Annotated in this window: 14 protein-coding genes; 3 read left to right on the forward strand and 11 right to left on the reverse strand. The window is 39.9% G+C overall.

What is annotated here, in order from left to right; all coding sequences use genetic code 11:
• The first annotated feature begins 8 nt into the window (after positions 1-8).
• The 3 genes from recN (at position 9) to H7U17_RS14790 (ending at position 4,043) form a co-directional block, all read left to right on the forward strand.
• The gene (gene recN, locus H7U17_RS14780) at positions 9-1,658 is read left to right on the forward strand and encodes a DNA repair protein RecN (protein ID WP_186757524.1); all 1,650 of its coding nucleotides are present in this window, start codon (positions 9-11) and stop codon (positions 1,656-1,658) included.
• A 121-nt stretch (positions 1,659-1,779) separates the two neighbouring features.
• Positions 1,780-2,598, forward strand: coding sequence for an enoyl-ACP reductase FabI (locus H7U17_RS14785; RefSeq protein ID WP_186757525.1), 819 nt, complete (start codon positions 1,780-1,782; stop codon positions 2,596-2,598).
• A 278-nt stretch (positions 2,599-2,876) separates the two neighbouring features.
• The gene (locus tag H7U17_RS14790; protein ID WP_186757526.1) at positions 2,877-4,043 is read left to right on the forward strand and encodes an FAD-dependent oxidoreductase; all 1,167 of its coding nucleotides are present in this window, start codon (positions 2,877-2,879) and stop codon (positions 4,041-4,043) included.
• Between the two features lie 51 nt (positions 4,044-4,094).
• On the opposite strand, the gene H7U17_RS14795 is transcribed toward H7U17_RS14790, so the two are convergent.
• The 11 genes from H7U17_RS14795 to ilvD form a co-directional block, all read right to left on the reverse strand.
• On the reverse strand, positions 4,095-4,625 hold the full coding sequence (locus tag H7U17_RS14795; RefSeq protein ID WP_186757527.1) for a dihydrofolate reductase family protein: 531 nt from the start codon (positions 4,623-4,625) through the stop codon (positions 4,095-4,097).
• A 93-nt stretch (positions 4,626-4,718) separates the two neighbouring features.
• The gene (locus H7U17_RS14800) at positions 4,719-5,450 is read right to left on the reverse strand and encodes an SDR family oxidoreductase (RefSeq protein ID WP_186757528.1); all 732 of its coding nucleotides are present in this window, start codon (positions 5,448-5,450) and stop codon (positions 4,719-4,721) included.
• Between the two features lie 44 nt (positions 5,451-5,494).
• Positions 5,495-6,082 carry a Crp/Fnr family transcriptional regulator gene (locus H7U17_RS14805; RefSeq protein WP_186757529.1) on the reverse strand — a complete coding sequence of 196 codons (588 nt, stop codon included), beginning with the start codon at positions 6,080-6,082 and terminating at the stop codon, positions 5,495-5,497.
• 98 nt (positions 6,083-6,180) lie between these two features.
• On the reverse strand, positions 6,181-7,248 hold the full coding sequence (gene leuB / locus H7U17_RS14810) for a 3-isopropylmalate dehydrogenase (RefSeq protein ID WP_186757530.1): 1,068 nt from the start codon (positions 7,246-7,248) through the stop codon (positions 6,181-6,183).
• A complete protein-coding gene (locus tag H7U17_RS14815) occupies positions 7,217-8,800 on the reverse strand; it encodes an alpha-isopropylmalate synthase regulatory domain-containing protein (protein WP_186757531.1) in 1,584 nt (527 codons plus the stop codon). Before H7U17_RS14815 ends, leuB begins: the two co-directional genes overlap by 32 nt.
• A 129-nt stretch (positions 8,801-8,929) precedes the next feature.
• Positions 8,930-9,526, reverse strand: coding sequence for a 3-isopropylmalate dehydratase small subunit (gene leuD, locus H7U17_RS14820; RefSeq protein WP_186757532.1), 597 nt, complete (start codon positions 9,524-9,526; stop codon positions 8,930-8,932).
• A 20-nt stretch (positions 9,527-9,546) separates the two neighbouring features.
• A complete protein-coding gene (gene leuC, locus H7U17_RS14825; protein WP_186757533.1) occupies positions 9,547-10,944 on the reverse strand; it encodes a 3-isopropylmalate dehydratase large subunit in 1,398 nt (465 codons plus the stop codon).
• Between the two features lie 160 nt (positions 10,945-11,104).
• Positions 11,105-12,148 (reverse strand): ketol-acid reductoisomerase, encoded by a 1,044-nt coding sequence (gene ilvC / locus H7U17_RS14830; protein WP_186757534.1) that lies wholly within the window; start codon positions 12,146-12,148, stop codon positions 11,105-11,107.
• A gap of 11 nt (positions 12,149-12,159) precedes the next feature.
• Positions 12,160-12,663 (reverse strand): acetolactate synthase small subunit, encoded by a 504-nt coding sequence (gene ilvN, locus H7U17_RS14835; RefSeq protein WP_186757535.1) that lies wholly within the window; start codon positions 12,661-12,663, stop codon positions 12,160-12,162.
• 10 nt (positions 12,664-12,673) lie between these two features.
• A complete protein-coding gene (ilvB, locus tag H7U17_RS14840) occupies positions 12,674-14,368 on the reverse strand; it encodes a biosynthetic-type acetolactate synthase large subunit (protein WP_186757536.1) in 1,695 nt (564 codons plus the stop codon).
• Between the two features lie 53 nt (positions 14,369-14,421).
• Positions 14,422-16,104: a dihydroxy-acid dehydratase gene (gene ilvD, locus H7U17_RS14845; RefSeq protein WP_186757537.1), complete on the reverse strand. Its 1,683-nt coding sequence runs from the start codon at positions 16,102-16,104 to the stop codon at positions 14,422-14,424.
• Positions 16,105-16,233 lie beyond the last annotated feature (129 nt).

Consider the following 16,233-nt stretch of genomic DNA (forward strand, 5'->3'; position numbering starts at 1 on the left):
ATTACAGTATGCTAAAAAGCCTGAGCATTTCAAATTATGCATTAATTGAAACTTTGGAAATGACGCCTTCCAGTTCATTGAATATGATTACTGGTGAAACAGGAGCAGGTAAATCCATCATGCTAGGTGCGGTGGGACTATTATTAGGAAATAGGGCCGACACCAAATCCCTTTTCAATGATTCTAAAAAATGTATTATTGAAGGAGAATTTGACATCCTCAATTATGGGCTGGAACACTATTTTGAATCAGAAGATTTGGACTTTGAGTCGCAATGTATCATTAGAAGGGAAATAGCTCCTTCAGGCAAATCAAGGGCCTTTGTCAATGACACACCAGTAAAACTGGAAGTGCTAAAAAACCTAGGAAAATCCTTAATGGATATTCACTCCCAGCACGACACCCTACTTTTGGGAGCTGGAGAATATCAATTAAACCTAATTGATGCCTTTGCCCAAACCCAAGCAGAAAGAGAACAATACAATCAAGCATACAAAACCTATAGAAAAGTCAATAAAGCATTTGATAAACTTGCCCATGAAGCAGCTGAACTAAGAAAAGAAGCTGATTTCAATCAATTCCAACTGGAGGAACTTTCTGCACTCAGTTTGCAAGAAGGAGAACAAGAAGAACTTGAAAATGAGCAGGAAATCCTCGATAACGCGGAGGAAATCAAAGCCAAAATCAATGAAAACCTCCAATTATTGAATGGTGATGAACTTGCTGCCACTACCCTACTGATGCAAGTCAACCAGGGACTTCAGCAACTGGGCCGTTTTAGCAACAGATTCGTTGAGCTCAAAGAGCGATTTGAAAGTGTATGCATCGAGGTCAATGATATTTCTGCCACCTTAGAGGATGAGGACAGTAAGATAGAGGTTGATTTTGAAAAGCTGGAAGAAATCAGGGAAAGACTGAGCAAGATCTACCAACTACAGAAGAAACATGGTCTTCAGTCTGTGGAAGAATTGATGGAACTGGAAAAAGAGCTGGCTGAAAAGGCCTTTCAGATCGATCATTTAGATGAAGAATTGGAGCGCTTGAAAAATGAAACCGATCAAGCATGGCAAAGCCTATTAAAAGCGGGAGAGGTGCTTTCCAAAAAACGTCAAAAAAGCTTCAAGGAATTTGCTCAGGAAATAACAGGACTTCTAGGCCAGCTGGGTATGGAAAATGCAAAAATAGAATTTTCACATGACCGAATAGCACCTAGCTCAAATGGCACAGATGAGGTCGAAATCATGTTCTCAGCCAACAAAGGAGTCAAGCCACAAGCTATCCGACAGGTTGCTTCAGGTGGTGAATTCTCCAGATTAATGTTTGCCATTAAATATATCATGGCCGACAAGGTAGCCCTCCCGACATTGATATTTGATGAAATAGACACAGGGATTTCCGGTGAAGTGGCCTTACAGATGGTATTGATGATGCAGCAAATAGCAGAGAACCATCAGGTTATTTGTATTAGTCACTTACCTCAAGTAGCAGCTAAAGGAGATAGGCATTATTTTGTTTACAAGGACAATAGTTCAGACCGAACCATTAGTAAGATCCGTACTTTAGATGAAGAGGAGCGGATAACAGAAATTGCAAAAATGATTGCAGGAGCCAACCCTTCAGAATCTGCACTTAAAAGTGCCATGGATCTATTAAAGTAAAACCTGATCTTTCTTCCTAGAAAGTTAGAGAAAGACATTTATCATATCAATCACGTAAGTTTGCCTAAAATTTTATTTATTTTTACGGATTATTTAAGCGAAATCAATTAAAAAACATATCATGCCTGAGAATCTACTTCAAGGAAAAAAAGGAATTATTACCGGTGCATTGGATGAAAACTCTATTGCCTGGAAAACCGCTCTAAAGGCTAAAGAGCAAGGAGCTAAGTTTGTCCTTACCAATGCCCCTATCGCTATGAGAATGGGTGCAATCCAAGAATTGGCAAAAGAATGTGATACCATCGTCATCCCTGCTGATGCCACTTCAGTAGAAGACATCGAAAAACTATATGCAGAAGCAAAGGAATTCTTAGGTGGAAACTTTGACTTCTTATTGCACTCTATTGGAATGTCTCCAAATATCAGAAAAGGCAGAGAGTATGGAGACCTTAATTATGATTGGGCCATGAAGTCTTATGATATTTCTGCCTTGTCTTTCCATAAGATGATGCAAGTAGCAGAAAAGCAAGATGTAATGAACGAATGGGGTTCTATAGTAGGCCTTTCTTATATCGCTGCCCAAAGAGTCTATCCATTTTATACGGATATGGCTGATGCCAAAGCCCTATTGGAAAGTATTGCCAGAGGATTTGGATACAGATATGGTAAAAATAAAAAAGTTAGGGTAAACACCATCTCTCAATCACCTACAGTGACTACTGCGGGTTCAGGAATTGGAGGATTCAACTCTTTCTTTAACTTTGCCGAGTCACTTTCTCCACTAGGGAATGCCTCTGCCGAAGCCTGTGCAGAGTATATCGTCACCATGTTCTCTGACTATACCAGAATGGTTACCATGCAGAACTTATACCACGATGGCGGTTATTCCAGCACCGGCATCTCTGAAGATATCATGGAAAAGCTTACAGACTTGAAATAATCTTTAAAGCTCCCAAAAGGGAGCTTTTTTTTATCCCTTTTATTTATTTAGGACAACTTGGTGGCAATTTCTAGTTCCAAATAAGATCATTTTTTTTTAATGCTTTTGTAAATAAAACCGACATTAACGACTTTTTCTTCAACAAAACTAGAATATCAATAAAATTTTCATAATTTAGGAAAGAGATGACCAAGCTCTAATTACTTCCCTATAGTTACCCTTATAAGTTTAAATAATAAGCCAATTAATATTTAACAACTCAAACAAAAGGGTAATCAATGAAAAATCACAGAAGAGACTTTATTAGGAAAGCCACATTGGTAGGCTTAAGTACAGGCTTAGGTCTTGGAGCTTGTACCCGCTATATCCCTACAGGGTCAGACGGCAATTTCTATATCAATTCCTCAAAAGGCCTTCCCAAGGTAAATGTTTCTAAAAAGCGAGTCATAAAAGAATCTGTAGGCTTAAGGCCATTTAGAAAAAAGGGACCGAGAATTGAATTGCAAGAATTGGACAATAAAAAAATTGTTCATAATTATGGCCATGGAGGCAGTGGGTGGTCACTTTCTTGGGGCACTTCAAAAATTGCTGCTGATATCATTGACACTTTATACAGCAAAGAAGTTGCAGTAATAGGCTGTGGCATCATTGGTTTGACTACGGCCAGAACCCTTCAAGACAGAGGCTATAATGTCACCATTTACACCAAAGAAGTTTTCCCTAGAGTCACCTCAGCCATGGCCACAGGAACCTGGTCACCGACTTCCAGACTGATTTTAAAGGAGAACATTACTCCAGCCTTCACGGAGATGTTTCAGCAGGCCTGCTCCCATTCTTTCAACACCTTTCAAAGATTGTTGGGCATCAACCAAATGGTCAATTGGATGGAGAACTACCATATTGCATCCAATGACCATTCCTCAAATAATGGTCATCAAAAATATGCTGCCAAAGCCCAGCTTTTCAGCCATGAAATGAACTTTTATCCTTCACCAAACCAGCTGAACCATAGAGATAATCCATTTAAAGTAAAGCATGTCTATAAATCTCCCACCACCATTTTCAATATCCCCATCTTTATGAAAATGCTACGGGATGATTTCCTTCTGGCAGGAGGTAAAATCGAATTTAAGACTTTCAATAAACCAGAGGACATCGATGCGCTTCCACAAAAATGCATCGCCAATTGTACAGGACTAGGCTCCCTTGAGTTATTTGGAGACGAAGAAATGATGCCCATTTCAGGACAGCTTTGCTTTCTAATCCCCCAACCTGAATTAACTTATAGGGCAAGTATGTCTGGCGTATATTTTATACCTAGAAAAGACGGCATTATGCTTGGCGGGAACGGAATAGAAAATAACTGGGACATCACACCAGACGATGAAGTAACTGATCGGTATCTTGAAGGTGTTGCCGAAATGATGAAAATCATGAAAAGTTAAAGCCTTAAAAGCCATATATGGATCGACAATGCTCTATATATGGCTCCTCATTTAATCTTTCATATCATACCATAGCTGCACCAAGCCTGAAGGATATGAAACACTTTTCATCAGATCCATACTTTGCTCTGGCCTTCCATCATTAAAAAGTCTTTTACCTGCTCCTAATAAATGGGGAATAATGGATATGATCATTTTGTCTATCAACTTATTCTTTAACAGACTAAAAACTACTTCACCTCCACCATCACAGTAAATATTTTTACCTTCCTCATTTTTCAGCTTGGAAATTAATTCAACCAAATCTCCACCATAATACTCTATATCCTCATTCCTCCCGGTTCTGCTCTTTGAAAGCACATAACATTTCTTGTCTTTATGTGGAAAAGGAATACCAAAGGACAATAGCTTATCATAGGTCTTTCTTCCCCAAATCAATGTATCTACCTGATGCTGAAAATCACCATATCCATAATCCTCCCCTAGCACATCCACCTTGGACAAAAAGTCGATATTATCATCTTCTGTAGCAATATAGCCATCCAAACTCATGGCGATATAAAGTATTACTTCCCTACTCATAATTGTTTTTTTTATATCTGAATGAAATTACTAGAATAGTACTTTTAATAAAAGAAATTTGGGCCAGGGCTGCTAAGATGGACATTAATTGCCTCAATTAATGACTTTTGATGCCAAAGAAGGAAAAAACCGGTGTAACCAATAAAGCATTTTCACCTTCCCTACTTTTATTTCCATCTGTCCCTTTTCAAGCCCCTTTAACATTTTACGCACAGCTTGATCCACGCTAATAGCCATTTGAGGCACATTGCCACTATGCCAAGGAGTATCCACCACTGGCATAAATACTTCAACCAAACTAAGGGAGGAATGCTCACACTGCATACGCATCGTTTGGGAAAACGAATGCAAACCTGCTTTAGTACTATTATAAATGGGGTATGCAGCTTTTGGACTATAGACCAATCCTGATGAAATATTAATGATATACGAACCGGAATTTTTGAGAAGTAAGGGCAAAAACAACTTGGTCAAGACTATAGGAGCGATCAAATTAGTAGCTATTTCAAGTTCAGCCTTATTGACCATATCCTCATCCTCATGAAAATTCGTCCTATGAACAATTGCAGCATTATTGATCAGCACATTACAATCTGGATACTCAACTGAAATTCTTTGAAACAGCCTTCTGCATTCTTTTTTGACAGAAATATCGCATTGATAGACAACTAATTCAGGAAGCATTTGCTTTGCTTTATCCAATTTTACCTTGGACCTACCACAGACCAGTACCTTATTCCCTTTTTCAATAAACCTCTTAGCCAATTCTAGTCCTATTCCCGAACTCCCTCCCGTAATAAATATGGTATTGTTATGAAGTTGCATAATCGTTTTTTTCTACAATTAAGCAGCTTCAAGAGTCAATTTCATTAACCCATGTTAATCAAACCCATTTTTTTTCTTATTCGGCTCAAAGCTACAGGAGTGATTCCTAGATAGGATGCGATATAATGCTGATTTATTTTTTTGTCAAGATCCGGATATTCATTCAAAAAATTATTGTAACGGTCTTCAGCAGAAAGCTGTAACAATTCCCTCTCACGCCTTTCCTTTTTGATATATCCCTTGGTAAGTAATGTTAGCAAAAAATCTTTCCAACCAGAGTTAGTATGATACATTTCCAACCATTTCTGATAATTCACTTCTACCAAAACAGTTTCAGTTAATGCTTCTATATTAAAATAAGCTGCTTCATTCCCCTGCATAGCTGTATAAGCCGAGACAACACTTCCCTTTTGGAAAAAGCTTTTTGTAACATAGCTCCCTTGATCATCCGCATAGTAAATTCTCAATATTCCCTGTGCTAAAAAAGCAAAAGATTTGGGAATTTGACCTTCCCTAAGCCATAGTTCTCCCTTTTTCAAATGAGTAATATCACAAATTGAAGTCAACTTCTCCTGCTCATCCTGATTAAGAGATATTATTTTGAGCACGAAATGGAGGAACTGTTCTTTCATAATAACTCAATATAAAAAATTATGTATAATAAGTACCTAACAAAAAACGGAGCCCTCATAGGACTCCGTCATAACTATTCATATCAGCGGCAAACTAATTATTTCAAAATTTGCTCAGCCAACCAGTCTCCTACTTCTGAGGTCTTATAAGACTTTCCACCTTCAGCAATATCTTCAGTAACTACCCCTTCAGCAAGAGAAAGATTAACCACATCAGAAATGGCTTTGGCTTCTTCCTGAAGATCAAAGGCATATTCAAACATCATGGCTGCAGAAAGTACAGTCGCCAACGGATTGGCAATATCCTTACCAGCAGCTTGAGGATAAGAACCGTGAATAGGCTCAAACAATTTCACATCAGTTCCCAAAGATGCAGATGGCATCAAGCCCATAGATCCTGAGATCACACTTGCCTCATCAGTCAAGATATCACCAAAAAGGTTCTCTGTGATCAACACATCATAAGCCTTAGGCCACTGGATCAACCTCATGGCTACAGCATCAACAAATTCATACTCCACTTTTACATCAGGGTATTCAGCTTCTAGCTCCTGAACGGTTTCTCTCCACAATCTAGATGTAGCCATTACATTGGCTTTGTCTACACAGGTCAATAATTTCCTTCTCTTCTGAGCGAATTCAAAGCCCATTCTGGCCAATCTTTCTACTTCCTCTTTAGAGTAAACATTGGTATCAAAAGCCTTAGTACCTTGCTCATTTCTTCCTCTAGGCTCACCAAAATAGACACCTCCTGTCAATTCCCTTAAGAACACAAAATCAGTTCCTTCGATACGATCTTTTTTCAATGGAGACTTATGGATCAATGAAGGGAAAGTGAATGTAGGTCTTACATTAGAGAAAAGTCCCAATTTCTTTCTCATGGCCAACAAGCCTTGTTCAGGTCTTACCTTAGCTTTTGGATCGTTGTCATACTTTGGGTCACCAATAGCGCCAAACAATACGGCATCTGACTGCATACAAACCTCATGGGTTGCATCAGGGTAAGGGTTTCCAGTAGCATCAATAGCTGCAGCACCTACAACTGCTTCTTTAAAAGAAATCGTATGGCCAAATTTTTGACCAACTGCTTTAACCACCTTTACTGCCTGATCGATCACTTCAGGGCCAATACCGTCACCCGGTAATAGCGCTAGATTCATTTCCATATAAATTCTTGTTTTCTGGTTTTCCTGTATTGATTTGTTCAATGATGTTGAGCATTTTCTCAGTGGCCATCATTGCCGCCACTGTCTGGTCGCTATCCAAGCCTTTAGTCTTAAAAATCCTTCCTAATTCCCAAGTGATTACCGTCTCCACAAATGCATCGGTTTTTCCTCCTGGTGGAATACTCACACTAAAGTCTGTTAACTTTGGAAGTGGCTTTTCCAATGATTGGTATATCTTATGAAGCGCAAGCATAAAAGAGTCAAACTGTCCATTTCCTGAGGCATGAGCTTCATAAAACTTATCCTTGATCTTTAATCGCAACTGCACGGTTGGCTTTAATCCCTTAGAATGGGTCATATGATAACCTTCTATGCTAATATCCTTTTTGATAGAATTATTCTGCAATACATCAGAAATGATATAGGGCAAATCTTCTGTTGTAACTCTTTCTTTTTGATCACCTAATTCAATGATCTTTTGAGTCACTTTGGTCAATTCATCAGGTTCAAGGGAAATTCCCAGTTCCATCAGGTTCTTAAGGATATTGGCTTTTCCAGAAGTCTTACCTAGGGCATACTTCCTTGTCCTTCCAAATCTCTCCGGAAGCAGGTCATTAAAATAAAGATTTTTTTTATTGTCACCGTCGGCATGAATACCTGCGGTCTGGGTGAACACATTTTCACCTACTACTGGTTTGTTAGAGGGAATATGAAGTCCAGAAAACTGCTCTACCAATTTACTGATACGGTAGATTTTATTTTCTTGGACATTTAACTGTACATCTGTAAAGTCAGTGATACTAGCTACAATGCTTTCTAGTGGAGCATTTCCTGCACGTTCTCCAAGACCATTTATGGTACTGTGGATTCCTGAAATCCCATTGTTCACTGCTTCCAAAACATTGGCTACAGATAGGTCATAATCATTATGGGCATGGAAATCAAAATGAACGTTTGGATAACTGCCCGTCACTTCCGAAACAAAATGGGCCACCTCAGCAGGTTTAAGAAGTCCCAAAGTATCGGGAAGCATAATCCTGCGAACACCTTGCCCAACCAAAAACTCGATTAATCTCAAGGTATAATCCTTGCTGTTACGCATGCCACTGCTCCAGTCTTCCAGATATACATTTACCGAAATACCCTTTTCAGCAGCATATGCAATACACTTGGCAATATCACTAAAATGTTGCTCAGGTGTTTTTTTCAATTGGTAGGTTAGGTGATTCAGGGAACCTTTGGTAAGTAGATTGAGCACCTTGGCGCCTGCCTCGGTCAGCCAATCTACTGAGGCGGGCGTATCCACAAACCCCAGTACCTCAACTTTATCCAAATACCCCTTTTCTGAAGCCCAATGCGTGATTTTCTTCACCCCTTCCAGTTCTCCCTCAGAAACCCTGGCGGAAGCCACTTCAATCCTATCCACCTTCAGTTCCTCCAAAAGCAATTTAGCTATCTGGAGCTTCTCAGAAGGCAAAAAGGATACGCCTGAGGTTTGTTCTCCATCCCTCAAAGTGGTATCCATGATTTCTATTTTCTTTTGAAGACGCATTTGTAAAATTTGTATTGAATAACTAGTATGCTAAAGTTATATATTAATATATCTATTGAAAGAGATATTCATGCCATGACTATGCACCATGGCATGAATTCATTCCTAACTTTCTGCTACTAATTTTATTTATATTTTTTTTGCTGCTTCAAATGCAACGATTTCATCCTTCATATTCAAAAGGTAATCGATATCGTCAAAGCCATTTTGCATGTTCCCCTTTTTATAGGTGTTGATGTCAAAAGATTCAAAACTACCAGTGCTCAATAGCGTAATAGTCTGCTTTTCGATATTTACCTCCACTTTAGTCGAAGGATCTTTTTCCACCTCTGTGAATATTTCTTCCAAAAATTCAGGAGAAACGGTTACTGGTAGAATCCCTACATTCAAGGCGTTATTTTTGAAAATATCAGCAAAAAAACTAGAAACCACACATCTAAAGCCATAATCATAGATAGCCCAAGCGGCGTGTTCTCTACTAGATCCTGAACCAAAGTTTTTTCCTGCTACCAATATCTTACCAGAGTAGGTTGGATCATTTAGCACAAAATCAGACTTTGGATTTCCTTCACTGTCATATCTCCAGTCCATGAACAAGCTTTCTCCAAAACCTTTTCTTTCGGTAGCTTTTAGGAATCTGGCTGGGATGATTTGGTCCGTGTCCACATTTTCTGTTGGCAATGGGACCACGGTACTATTTAATATATTAAACTTATCGTAAGCCATTTTTGATCAATTTTAGATGATTATACTTCGCGTGGGTCGGTTACTTCACCAGTAATGGCTACTGCTGCCACTGTCAAAGGTGAAGCCAAAAGCGTTCTAGCGCCTGGACCTTGACGACCTTCGAAGTTTCTATTTGATGTAGACACTGCATATTTACCAGCAGGAATTTTATCATCATTCATGGCCAGACATGCGGAACATCCAGGTTGTCTTAATTTGAAACCTGCTTCTTCAAGAATATCAACCAAACCTTCTTTAATGGCTAGTTTTTCTACCTCTCTTGAACCTGGAACAATCCAAGCGGTGATATTTTCTGCTTTCTTTTTACCTTTCACAAACTCCGCTACTGCTCGAATATCCTCTATACGGCCATTCGTACAGCTACCTACGAATACATAATCGATCTTTTTGCCTTTGATAGGCTCTCCAGGGGCAAAGCCCATATAGTCAAGCGACTTGATATAAGTCTTCTTATTACTTCCTTCCATACCATCGGTACTAGGAATATTGTCTTTGATCTTGATTCCCATTCCCGGGTTAGTACCATAAGTGATCATTGGCTCTATATCCGCTGCATCGTACTTATACTCCAAGTCAAATTCTGCACCTTCATCGGTTTTAAGGGTTTTCCAGTAAGCTACGGCTTTGTCCCAATCTTCACCTTTTGGTGCATGCTCTTTACCTTTTAGGTATTCAAATGTCGTTTCATCAGGAGCAATCAAACCACCACGAGCACCCATTTCGATACTCATATTACAGATGGTCATTCTTGCTTCCATACTTAAACTTTGAATTGCTGAGCCAGCATATTCAAGAAAATATCCAGTACCTCCACTGGCAGAGATTTTAGAGATGATGTAAAGAATGATATCCTTAGAAGTAACTCCCTCATTTAGCTCACCATCCACTGTAATTCTCATGCGCTTAGGCTTAGACTGCATGATACACTGCGAAGCAAATACCATTTCTACTTCAGAAGTACCGATACCGAAGGCAATAGCTCCGAAAGCTCCATGTGTTGAGGTATGGCTATCTCCACATACAATCGTCATCCCAGGCTGGGTAATCCCCAATTCAGGCCCGATTACGTGAACGATACCGTGGTGGTCAGTACCCAGGTCATGAAGTTCAATACCATGCTTAGAACAATTTTCTCGCAGCTTCTCCACCTGCATACGGGAAAGTTGGTCTTTTATGGTTTTCTCCTGATCTATAGTGGGTACATTGTGATCTGGCGTAGCCACTGTTCTTTCTGGGAAGAGTACTTTGTTTCCTCTTTTTTCAAGATTAAGAAAGGCTACTGGGCTGGTTACTTCATGGATAAAGTGCTTATCTATGAAAAACACGTCTGGTCCGTCAGGGACTGACTTCACAACGTGCGCGTCCCATACTTTGTCAAATAATGTTTTCTTTTCCATCGCTTCTGTTGTCAATCGTCATAAAGTCCAGAAGGAATAGGAATCAGAATTATTTCTTTCTCCTATTCCTCCCGAATTTTTTCTTTCAGGAAAGTTTCTCGTCATATTTTAACACCATTTTGTATTTATATAATTCCCGAAACATTCCCCTTAAGTGTTATTAGTTGTTCTCTGGTCTCAGCTTACGTACAGTAGCACCTGCCTGCCACATCTCTGATTCTCTCAATTCTTTCAATTCCTCTTCCAACTTCACTCTGTAGTCAGACTTACTGTTAGACTCGATAGATTTAGCAGCTTCCTTACCATCTTTAACGCTCTTGTAAAGATCTTCGAATACTGGCTTAGATGCATCTCTGAACGGCTTCCACCAATCCAAAGCACCTCTTTGTGCAGTAGTAGAACAGTTAGCATACATCCAGTCCATACCGTTCTCAGCTACCAATGGCATCAAACTCTGAGTCAATTCTTCAACAGTCTCGTTGAAAGCCTCAGAAGGAGAGTGACCATTCTCTCTCAATACTTCGTACTGAGCAGCGAAAATACCTTGGATAGCCCCCATCAAAGTCCCTCTCTCACCTGTAAGGTCAGAAGTAACTTCTCTGTAAAAATCAGTTTCGAACAAGTAGCCAGAACCTACTCCGATACCCAATGCGATAACTCTTTCTCTAGCTTTTCCTGTAGCGTCTTGGTAGATCGCGAAAGAAGAGTTCAAACCTCTACCTTCTACAAACATTCTTCTCAAAGAAGTACCAGAACCTTTAGGAGCAACCAAAATCACGTCAACATCCTTTGGAGGGATGATACCAGTTTGATCATTGTAAGTCACACCGAAACCGTGAGAGAAATACAATGCCTTACCTGGAGTAAGGTGTTTCTTTACAGTTGGCCAAAGAGCGATCTGACCTGCATCAGAAAGCAAGAACTGAAGGATAGTACCTTTTTCACAGGCTTCTTCCAATTCAAAAAGCGTTTCACCAGGAACCCAACCGTCAGCAACAGCTTTGTCCCAAGTTTTGGAATCTTTTCGCTGACCAACGATTACATTAAAACCATTATCTTTCAAGTTAAGTGCTTGACCTGGACCTTGTACACCATAGCCCAATACAGCAATCACTTCGTCTTTAAGTACTTCTCTGGCTTTCTCAAGAGGAAATTCTTCTCTTGTTACTACATCTTCTTCAACTGTTCCGAATTTCAGTTTCATTGTTTCTAGTTTTAATTATTCAAATATTGTTCAATTGTTCCCATTGGTTTGGCCACAGCCACCCTACCTGATCTGGCAAATTCCAGGATATTGAAATCCTTAAGAATTTCCAACAAAGCTTTGGTGTCTTCTTTATGACCTGTCATTTCGATCACCACAAATTCCTTTTCTGCAGAAATAATCCTGGCATTGTACTGCCTGATAACTTTTTCCAAGCCTGGATCAAGACTGCTGATAGGGATTTTATAAAGAGCGATCTCTTGATAAACGACCTCATCATCTTTATAGTAAAAAGACTTGATGACATCGATTATTTTTTCAGTTTGCTTTACAATCTGAATTACCTGTTCTTCAGTTGTGGTTACTTCTATGGTGATCCTATGCACACCATCTTCCTTACTTTCTGAAGCTGTAAGGGCATCTATATTCACACCTCTTCTAGTGAAAATCAATGTCACTCTATTAAGAATACCAATGAAATTCTCCGTAAAAAGGGATACTGTATATCGATTCATAATATGCGGCTTAGCTTAATCTAACTTCTTCAACTGAACACCCGGTAGGAATCATTGGGAATACATTGTCCTCTTTTTCCACCACTACTTCAAGGAAATAAGGGCCATCATGTATCATCATTTCTGCTACCGAATCACTAAGGTCCTCCCTTTCTGTAACCTTAGAGGTTTTCATATTATAGGCTTCTGCAATCTTAATAAAGTCTGGATTATCCAATTCAGTAAATGAATAACGCTTATCGAAGAAAAGCTGTTGCCACTGTCTTACCATTCCCAGGAAGTTATTATTCAATAACACCACCTTTACAGGGCTTTGGGTTTGCATAATGGTACCTAGTTCCTGTATGGTCATTTGAATACCTCCATCTCCAACAACACAAACCACCTGACGGTTTAAATCAGCCAATTGCGCACCTAAAGCTGCTGGCAAACTGAAGCCCATTGTACCCAAACCTCCTGATGTAACCTGTGTCCTGGTAGTCTTATACTTAAAGTACCTCCATGCAATCATTTGGTGCTGACCTACATCAGTAACCAAAATAGCATCATCCTTCTTATAATCATTGATATAACGGATGACCTCTCCCATGGTCAAACCTGATTTGGTAGGCAAAAGATCAAGAGAAACCACAGCGCTCTTTTCTTTCTCCTCTAACGTCCTAAATTCCTTTAGCCATTCCTCATGGCTGTTTTGGTTAACTTTCTCTGTAAGCATAGGCAAGCTTTCCTTGCAGTCTCCCAAAACAGCTACTTCTGCCTTTACATTTTTATCAATTTCTGCATTATCAAGCTCCAAGTGTACCACTTTGGCTTGCTTAGCATAACGCTTCAAATCACCAGTCACACGATCATCAAACCTCATCCCTATAGCGATCAAAACATCACATTGGTTAGTAAGCATATTAGGGGCATAGTTCCCGTGCATCCCTAATTTCCCAACATACTGAGGATGATCTTCACTCAGAGCTCCTGAGCCAAGAAGTGTACAGGCTGCGGGTATTCCGGTTTTATCCAAAAATGCTTTTAGCTCTTCTTCCGCTTTACCAATCACAACACCTTGTCCATAAAGCACATAAGGCTTTTTGGCTGAATTAATTACCTCAGCAGCTTGGGCTACTTGAGTTTCCTTTACCTTTGGATAAGGTCTGTAAGACCGGATACCCAAGCAAGGAACATAATTGAATTCACCCAAATCATTCTGAGCATCTTTGGTAATATCTATCAATACCGGTCCTGGCCTTCCAGACCTAGCGATATGAAAACCTTTGGCTATGGCAGGAGCAATATCCTCTACCCTACGTACTTGGATATTCCATTTGGTACCTGGCATTGAAAAACCCACAACATCAGTTTCCTGAAACGCATCGGTACCCAATAATGCAGAAGCAACCTGTCCTGTTATACAGACCAGAGGAGTACTATCAATCATGGCATCTGCTATACCTGTGATCAGGTTAGTAGCGCCTGGCCCTGAAGTAGCCATACAAACCCCGACTTTACCAGAGACTCGTGCATAGCCTTGAGCGGCATGGATAGCTCCCTGTTCATGTCTGGTCAGTACATGCTTGATTTGGTCCGCGTAATCATAAAGCGCATCATACACTGGCATGATGGCTCCTCCAGGATAACCGAAAATATATTCTGAGTTTTCGGCTACCAAAGACTTGATTACGATCTCAGCTCCTCTGATTCTCGAATCTTTCATGTGTATTTAAATTATATTTGAGGTTTAAGTCTTATGTCGGTTGGTCTATTGTTTTACTGTTTGTCAGTAACACAACCCTCAGACGCAGTAGACACTAATTGGACATATTTCTTTAACGTTCCTTGGAGATGACTTAAGTCTTTATTCTTCCAATTTTTCTTTCTTGCTTCAAACTCCTCATCCGAAACATCAACACTAATTTCTAGGGTCTCGGCACTGATAGTGATCTTATCACCATCTTGGATCAAACCTATAGGACCACCCAAGTAGGCCTCAGGTGTAACATGCCCCACAACAAATCCGTGCGTACCACCAGAAAACCTACCATCTGTGATCAAAGCCACATCAGAACCAAGCCCCGCTCCGATAATAATGGAAGTAGGCTTGAGCATTTCTGGCATTCCAGGTCCTCCTTTTGGACCTACATAACGGATGACTACCACATCACCTTTCTGAACTTCCTTGTTTTTCATGGCTTCATTGGCCTCTGGCTCGCTATCAAACACCCTAGCTATCCCTGTAAAGGACTTTCCTTCTTTACCGGAAATTTTGGCTACGGCACCTTCTGGCGCTAAGTTTCCATGAAGTACACATAAATGTCCTGATTCTTTGATTGGATTATCCAATGGATGAATCACACTATCTTTTGAAGTCTTCACAGGCTCGATCCCCTCTAGGTTTTCTGCCATGGTTTTTCCTGTTACAGTCAAACAGTCACCATGCAAAAGCCCCTCATTCAGGAAGTATTTTAAGAAAGCAGGCAAACCGCCCATTTCATAAAGATCTTCCATCATAAATTTCCCACTTGGCTTAAAGTCACCAAGTACAGGAGTTTCAGCATTGATCCGCTTAAAGTCTTCAAGGGTAAAATCAATCCCAGCTGTCCTCGCAATGGCTAAGATATGCAAAGCCGCATTGGTACTTCCTCCAAGAGCCACAGTAACACGTACAGCATTTTCAATGCTCTTTTTGGTAACGATATCTTTTGGCTTAATATCCAGTGCAAGTAATTGCTTGATATACTTCCCTATATTTTTACATTCTTCCTTTTTCTCTTTTGAGGTAGCTGGATAGGATGAACTGAATGGCAAAGACAGCCCCATAGCTTCAATTGCTGAAGACATGGTATTGGCCGTATACATACCTCCACAAGCTCCCGCTCCAGGACAGGCATTTTTGATAACGCCCATATAATCCTCATCAGAAATCTGACCGTTTATCTTCTTACCATAAGCCTCAAAAGCCGAAACAATATTCAACTTTTCACCTTTATAAATTCCTGATCTGATCGTACCTCCAAAGACCATGATTCCTGGACGATTGATACGAAGCATCCCCATCACCACACCCGGCATATTCTTATCACAACCAGGAATAGTCACCACTCCATCAAAAGAATGTCCTAAAATGAATGATTCAATTGAATCTGCAATCACTTCTCTAGAAGGAAGACTGTACCTCATTCCTGAAGTACCCATTGATTGCCCATCAGAAATACCAATGGTATTGAAAACAAAGCCAGAAAGATCTGCCTTATCTGCAGACTCCTTAATATCCTTTGCAAAACTGTTCAAGTGCATATTGCATGGGTTACTTTCATAACCGCAACTTGCCACTCCTACAAAAGGCTGTTTCATCTTTTCATCACTGATACCAGTCGCATACAGCATCGCCATAGCAGCAGGATTCTCCTGATTATCACTGATTTCCCAACTATATTTCTTCAAATCACTCATATTATCTCTAATATTCTGTTATTATCTTTATAAAAAAAAGTGCCTCACGAGATGAGGCACTTTATTGCTTTATGGATGTTTTAACAATAGTTTAGCGCCTCACTTACAGTTGAAAATGAGAATGACGAT

This window comes from Echinicola salinicaeni (genome assembly GCF_014280965.1).
Taxonomy (GTDB): Bacteria; Bacteroidota; Bacteroidia; order Cytophagales; family Cyclobacteriaceae; genus Echinicola; species Echinicola salinicaeni.